Source organism: Brachyspira innocens ATCC 29796 (assembly GCF_000384655.1).
GTDB classification, from domain to species: domain Bacteria; phylum Spirochaetota; class Brachyspiria; order Brachyspirales; family Brachyspiraceae; genus Brachyspira; species Brachyspira innocens.
This window is the reverse complement of sequence record NZ_ARQI01000087.1, coordinates 21,381-27,925: the sequence shown is the minus strand read 5'-3', so window position 1 is coordinate 27,925 and position 6,545 is coordinate 21,381. Positions and strand designations below refer to the sequence as shown.

Annotated in this window: 5 protein-coding genes; 3 read left to right on the top strand and 2 right to left on the bottom strand. The window is 27.6% G+C overall.

The window, feature by feature from the left end; translation table 11 throughout:
* The coding region (locus F811_RS0103700) for an Rpn family recombination-promoting nuclease/putative transposase (RefSeq protein ID WP_026364332.1) at positions 1–707 on the bottom strand (707 nt) is incomplete at its 3' end.
* Between the two features lie 459 nt (positions 708–1,166).
* On the bottom strand, positions 1,167–2,819 hold the full coding sequence (locus F811_RS0103695) for a Na+/H+ antiporter NhaC family protein (RefSeq protein WP_020003943.1): 1,653 nt from the start codon (positions 2,817–2,819) through the stop codon (positions 1,167–1,169).
* Between the two features lie 584 nt (positions 2,820–3,403).
* On the opposite strand from F811_RS0103695, the gene F811_RS17095 reads away from it, so the two are divergent.
* From F811_RS17095 to F811_RS0103680, 3 genes are all read left to right on the top strand, one after another.
* Positions 3,404–3,535: a hypothetical protein gene (locus F811_RS17095; RefSeq protein WP_020003942.1), complete on the top strand. Its 132-nt coding sequence runs from the start codon at positions 3,404–3,406 to the stop codon at positions 3,533–3,535.
* Complete coding sequence (locus tag F811_RS0103685) at positions 3,510–4,007, top strand: hypothetical protein (protein ID WP_020003941.1); 498 nt, start codon at positions 3,510–3,512, stop codon at positions 4,005–4,007. The genes F811_RS17095 and F811_RS0103685 overlap by 26 nt, the downstream gene beginning before the upstream one ends.
* A 240-nt stretch (positions 4,008–4,247) precedes the next feature.
* On the top strand, positions 4,248–6,425 hold the full coding sequence (locus tag F811_RS0103680; RefSeq protein ID WP_033425214.1) for a peptidase U32 family protein: 2,178 nt from the start codon (positions 4,248–4,250) through the stop codon (positions 6,423–6,425).
* The last annotated feature ends 120 nt before the right edge of the window (positions 6,426–6,545 follow it).

The window sequence follows — 6,545 nt, the reverse complement described above, 5'->3', positions numbered from 1 at the left end:
TGATTACCGTAAAGATAAGCCTCTTTTTTCTCATATTCCATCATCATTAATTTGCTTTTCACAAAATTATTATATTTTTTCTGTACTTCTTCCATTATAGGTTTTTCTTTTACTATTTCAGACATAGACACCTCCAAATTTTTGCTTGTGAATATTTTGAGCCAATAATTCAAATCTTTAGATAATACATTTTTCCTAAACTTTTTTAACTCTATTATATGTATCTGTAGATGATCTGTTAAAAGTTTTTTATTATTCATTTCATAAAGCATATAACAGGAATGTATATTTTTTGTTTTATCTAAATTAAAATTGAGAAGATTGATACTTATTACTGGCGTAAGTTCATCGTATCTTTCACCATGTTTTAATAATTTACTATAGTTAGCTGCCCAATAATAAAGTATTCGTTCTGGAAATCTTGAATTACCTTGTAATTGTATTTCTATAATGACTACTGAACCATTCTGAGTAATACATTTAACATCAACAATAGTTTCTTTTAAATTTCTATTCTTCTTTAAATTAAAAGGTGTAAGTATTTCAACAGAGCGAAAGGTCTTCATATTAGCATTAATCATTATAGAATTAATAAAGTCTAAAAGTATAGTCTCGCTACTTCCCTTATCAGTAAAAAGATATCTTATGAAATAATCATTCAAAGGATTAAAATATTTTATTTGTTTAGTATTAACTTTCTTTTCCATAACATATATTATAATTAAATACTTTATAAAAGTCAAAGTATAATTTTTAGATTTTATTTTAACTCCCACCCTCTAAATTTTTAAGAATTATTATATTATTCATGAATTATTTCTTATTCTCTAGCTTTAACTGTTACTCTGGCTGCCCACCCAAGCGGTTTTTAAATTTTATAATATTATTCAACGCACGGTTAACTTAACTCTTATAAGTAATGAAAATTAAAATTATAAATTAATCAATATTAAAAAATTCGCTCTGCGTGTGTTTAGGAAAGCCTTAAATTTAAATCACACTTTGGGTGGGTACAATTTTTGAAGTGAAGACTTAAAATATTTAATCAAAGCTAATACTAAAAAATAAAGCCTTTAAATCTAAAAGGGCGGGGATTAGAAAAAATCTATTATTTTTAATCTAATCCCCCAATCTAATAGCATAAATATTAAAAAGCTCTAAATTATTTATTTAAGATTTTCTGATGTATTTCTTTTATGTAAAATAGATATTCTATCATAAAATTTAGGAGCAAGCAAAGCAAGTACACACATTACTATAAAACCTACTAATAAAGCAGCTATAGGACTTAGAGTAATACCTCCTACTACAACACCTACAAATGATGAAACAGCAACTAATCCAGCATAAGGAATTTGAGTTGCCACATGCTCAAGTAAAGGACAATTACTTCCAGTAGAAGAAAGTATGGTAGTATCAGATATAGGCGAACAGTGATCCCCAAAAACAGCCCCTGAAACTACAGAACCTACACTTATAAGAAGAACATTAAGCAAAGCATCGCCAGTATATCCATTACCTGCGGCAAGACCATTAGCTATAGGTATAACTATAGGTATTAGTATAGCAAAAGTACCCCAGCTTGTACCAGTAGAGAAAGCTATAACACAGCCAAGCAAATATCCTATAGCAGGAAGTATCCAAAGCGGGAACCCGCCTCCTTTTACAGCCTCAGAAAGAAAAGCAGCAAGACCAAGTCCTCCATCTTCAGGGCTTGATTTTATAACACTTCCTATAGACCAAGCTAATGCTAGTACAACCAAAGCTGGAACCATTGATTTTATACCTTCTATTATGGAGTTACCAGCTGAACGTATATTTAATAATCTTCTAGCCATATAGTATATGTACATTATCATGATTGAAATAACTGCCCCATAAAATAAAGCTTTAGAAGCATCAGTATCTAAAAAGGCCTGATTTAAAGATATACTGGACATAGCAGCAGAAAAAGTATTTATCCCTTCTTTTCCTATTAAATCCATATATGTTGTAACAGGGAACATCACTATACATACTATAATAAGTACAACTATTGCTATAACCATATCATACCATTTAGCAGTATCATTTGAAGAACTTTCTAAATTACCAGGACAGTCTCCATATAATTCTTCATCAAATAATTTTCCATTTTGAGCATTATCTTCACTTCTTTTCATAGGTCCGAAATCTTTAAATACCAAAGCCATGAGAACTACAAATGCTAAAGCCAAAAGCGGATAAACAGAATAAGGTATCATTTTTATGAAGAAAACAAATTCACTGATATTTAAAGATTCAAAACCTTCGGAATCTCTAATATAACTCATAACAGTAACAACCCAAGTGGATATAGGAGCAAGTATACAAACAGGAGCAGCAGTTGAATCCAGTATATATGCCAATTTAGCCCTTGAAATTTTATTCTGGTCAAAAGCAGGACGCATAACAGTACCTACTGATAGGCTGTTGAAATAGTCATCTATAAATATAATAAGACCGAAAAACCAAGTAAATATAAGTATACTCTTTTTTGTTTTTAAATATTTACTTGCCCAAAGACCGAAAGCCTTAGTAGCTCCAGTTTTTGAAAGCATGCTTACAAAAGCACCAAGCAAAGCACAAAATAAAAGTATGCGTATATTCCAAGCATCACCGCTCATCTCAGCAACTTTATCTGTGAATATTGTAATAGCTGTAAATAGATTGCCATGTGCTATTATCAATGTTCCAGAAAGTATCCCAAGTGTTAGAGAGATAATAACTTCTTTCGTGACCAAAGCAAGTATAATGGCTAAAAGCGGCGGTATAATACCTAACATACCATAATGTTCCATAAAGTTTACTCCTAATTAATATATAATTTTAATGATAATAAAAAATATAAAAAAAGCCCCCTTATTTTGGGAGGCCAAATTTAAAAAATTATTGTATATTGTAAAATATCAATAATTTAACACTCCCAAATAGAGAAGACTTTTTTTAACTTTTTGTGCAAAAAAGAATTATTCATTATAATATTCCAAAATTATTTCTTACTTTTAATAGTAAAGATAATTCTATATTAAAAATTCGGATTTGTCAATAGCATAACATTTCAATCAATTTGCATGAGATTAATTTAAGGAGCAGTACCTATTTTGATATTTTTTTTCTAAAAGTTTTTTTATTTTTATTTAGTATATTTACTTTCATTACTTTATTAATAATATTTTTTAGCTTTATTATTAACCATTGATACCATCTTTTTTATGATTTATATTATATTGTTTGTGATAATTTAAATTATAATGAATACCTGCCTTTTTAAACCAAAAAGTGGACAATATCTATGGCTCTTAAACACAATTAATACAAATTTGATATAAAATATAAATAATTGTATAATTATATAATTAAATAATATATTATGGGGGAAATTATGAATAACAATAACAACTATAACTATAATAACTCAGCAGAGTCAAATGATAGTTTAGTAAAAATAGCTAGAGAAAAACTGAAAAAAATAAAAAAAATAAAAAATAATGATTCAAACAATAATAACAAGTGAAATTTTATATAAATTTGTAATACCATTAATTTCTACTATAACTATACCAATTATAGTTCTATATATAGAAACTAAATTAGAAAAAAGTAAGAACGAGATAGAACTGCATAATAAAATATCTCAAGTTAGAGAAAAATATCAAGATATGTTATGTGAAAAGGAGGTAAGTGAGGAAAAATTTTACTTGTATACAGAAAATTATATAAATATGTATGAAATAGCATGTTCATTTTACTTTTCTAACAAAGTTGATAAAAATAATTTTGATATTTTATTTTATAGAGAGATAATTAATATTGTAGAAGGACTTATGAAAGGAGACGATATCAATAAGTTTCCGTCTATTTATAAATATTACAAGTATAAAAAATACAATAAACAACATGATATACAATATAATTTGTTTATTGCAATAATAACAATAATTATATTTATATCTTTATCTATTTTATTTTACAAAGTAATTATTTAATTATAAAATATAATTAATTTTTTATAATATAAGTTAACAGATAAAAAGTTATATATTATTAATCTTGCAAATTAATTATTTTTTATTGTTTTAATATTACTTCTTTCTTATTCATATTAAAAGCTAATTTTCTAATTAGAAGCACAATAAAAAAATTACAAACTTAAAAAATTTTAGTATATAAAATATATTCAGCACTTGAATTCATGCTCTTATATGCTATAGTTTAATATATATATAATGGAAAATAATTTGAATATAAAAACTCAAAACAAAAAAATAGAATTACTCGCACCTGTTGGAGATGAAAGAGCTTTGAAGGCGGCTGTTAATGCTGGGGCTGATGCGGTGTATTTTGGTACTAAAAGTTTTAATGCCAGAGTTGGTGCTGCTGAAAACTTTGATGAAAAGGCACTTGAAGAGAATATAAGATTTGCTAAATTAAGAGATGTTAATGTTTATATAACGGTTAATACTTTAGTTTATAATGATGAAATTGATAAAGTGCTTCCTCTTATAAAAAGCGTTTATAACATTGGAGCTGATGCTATTATAGTGCAGGACTTGGGTATTATTGATATAGTAAGAAATAATTTAAATATTGCCATGCATGCTAGTACGCAGATGTCTTGTAATAATTTAGAGAGTGTAAAACTTTTAAAAAGTATTGGACTTGACAGAGTAGTTTTAGCCCGAGAAATGAGTTTGGATAATATAAAATATATTAGAGATAATACAGATATAGAGCTTGAAACTTTTGTGCATGGAGCCTTATGCGTAAGTTTTTCGGGTCAATGTGCTTATTCTTATTTGCATGGCGGAAGAAGTGCCAATAGAGGAGCATGTGCACAGCCTTGCAGAATGGAATATAAAGGAGGTAAAACTAATTATCCATTAAGTACAAAAGATTTGATGACTATTGATATAATTCCTAATCTGCTTAAAAGCGGAATAACTTCTTTTAAAATTGAAGGACGTGCTAAAAGAAGCGAGTATGCTGCAATTACAACTTCTATATACAGACATGCTATTGATTTGGCTTTGGAAAATAAGGATATACCTATAGAGAAGTACAGAGAAAGTTTGATGAAGATTTTTAACAGAGGAGGATTTTCTCAAGGATATTATTATAATTCAAAGGACATTTTTGAAAATTATAAACCTAGCCATGACGGAGAATATATAGGAGAGGTTACTGCATACAAGAAAAATAAAATATATATAAAAGCAGAGAAAGAATTAAATGTTTATGATGGGCTTTCATTCGGAGAGAGCGGAACGGTTGGTATGCAGATTTCTGATTTGTATAAAGATAATGAGAGGATAAAAAGAGCTAAAGGAAATTTAAGTTTTTCTGCTGTTATAAAAAATGTAAATGTTGGTGATAAAGTTTATAGAACTACTGACAAACTGCAGATCGATGAGGCTAACAAAATAATTGAAAATGATAGTTTTAAACATATTCTTGATTTGAAATGCACAGTAGGATTTAATAATGATAAAATAAAATTGGAAGTTCATAGCAAATACGATGAGAGATTAAACAATATAGAATATATAAGCGATTATATTCTTCAAGAAGCCAAAACAAAATCAACTACTAAAGAAGATATTTTGAACTCTCTTTCAAAGACTGGGGCAACTGTATTTGAATTTGAAAATATTAGCATAGAAGAGAATTTCAAAAATCCTTTTATACCCGTAAAAGTTTTAAATGAAGCTAGGAGAGGATTAATAGAAAAATTAGAAAACATCTTGATTAAGCCTAAAGAAATACATTATGATAAAAATATTTTTAATGATATTAATTATCCTAATACTGATATAAAAGTTTTGATTGTAAACAGCGAAGATAAATTAAAATTATATTCCGATATTCATTATGATAAAAAAATATTATTTCCAAGCGTTTATAATGAAAATATAATAACACTTTTTGAAAATAAAAAGATAGACGGTATAATACTTCCTCATGTAACATTCGATAAAGATATTGAAGTTATAAAAAGCATAGCAGAAAAAACAGACGGCATGATAGTAATATGCAATAACTTGGGGCATATTGAGGCATTAAAAGGAAAAGCTGTATTATGGTCTGGAATAGGACTTAATGCCATTAATAATTACAGTGTAAACTTTTTATATAAGTTAGGTATTAATACTGTAATATCGGCTATTGAAGCAGGTAAAACTTTAAAACATACTATAAGCATAAAGGAAGGTTTTATACCTGCTATGAACTTTGCCTTCTGTCCAAAAAGTATGTCTGTAGGCTGCTCTAAATGCAAAGAAGAAGATATTATTGACCACAGAGGAAACACTGTAATATTTGACTGCGTGAAGATGTATAATAAAACTAGCTTTATACTAGAGCATATAAAAAATAAAAGCGGGAATATTTATTATTATTTGTATTAAAGTTTTGCTGTATAATTATATATATACCTAACAATTCGTTTCAGGTACTTCCTCACTTCTTTCGGTAGCGTTGACATTTGATAAGAGCGGATAATACCACACGGTAAGGTTACCGCGAAG

Coding starts and splice junctions, on each gene's coding strand:
- F811_RS0103685 (WP_020003941.1), top strand. CDS start 3,510: ATGATTCAAACAATAATAACAAGTGAAATTTTATATAAATTTGTAATA.
- F811_RS17095 (WP_020003942.1), top strand. CDS start 3,404: ATGAATAACAATAACAACTATAACTATAATAACTCAGCAGAGTCAAAT.
- F811_RS0103680 (WP_033425214.1), top strand. CDS start 4,248: ATGGAAAATAATTTGAATATAAAAACTCAAAACAAAAAAATAGAATTA.
- F811_RS0103695 (WP_020003943.1), bottom strand. CDS start 2,819: ATGGAACATTATGGTATGTTAGGTATTATACCGCCGCTTTTAGCCATT.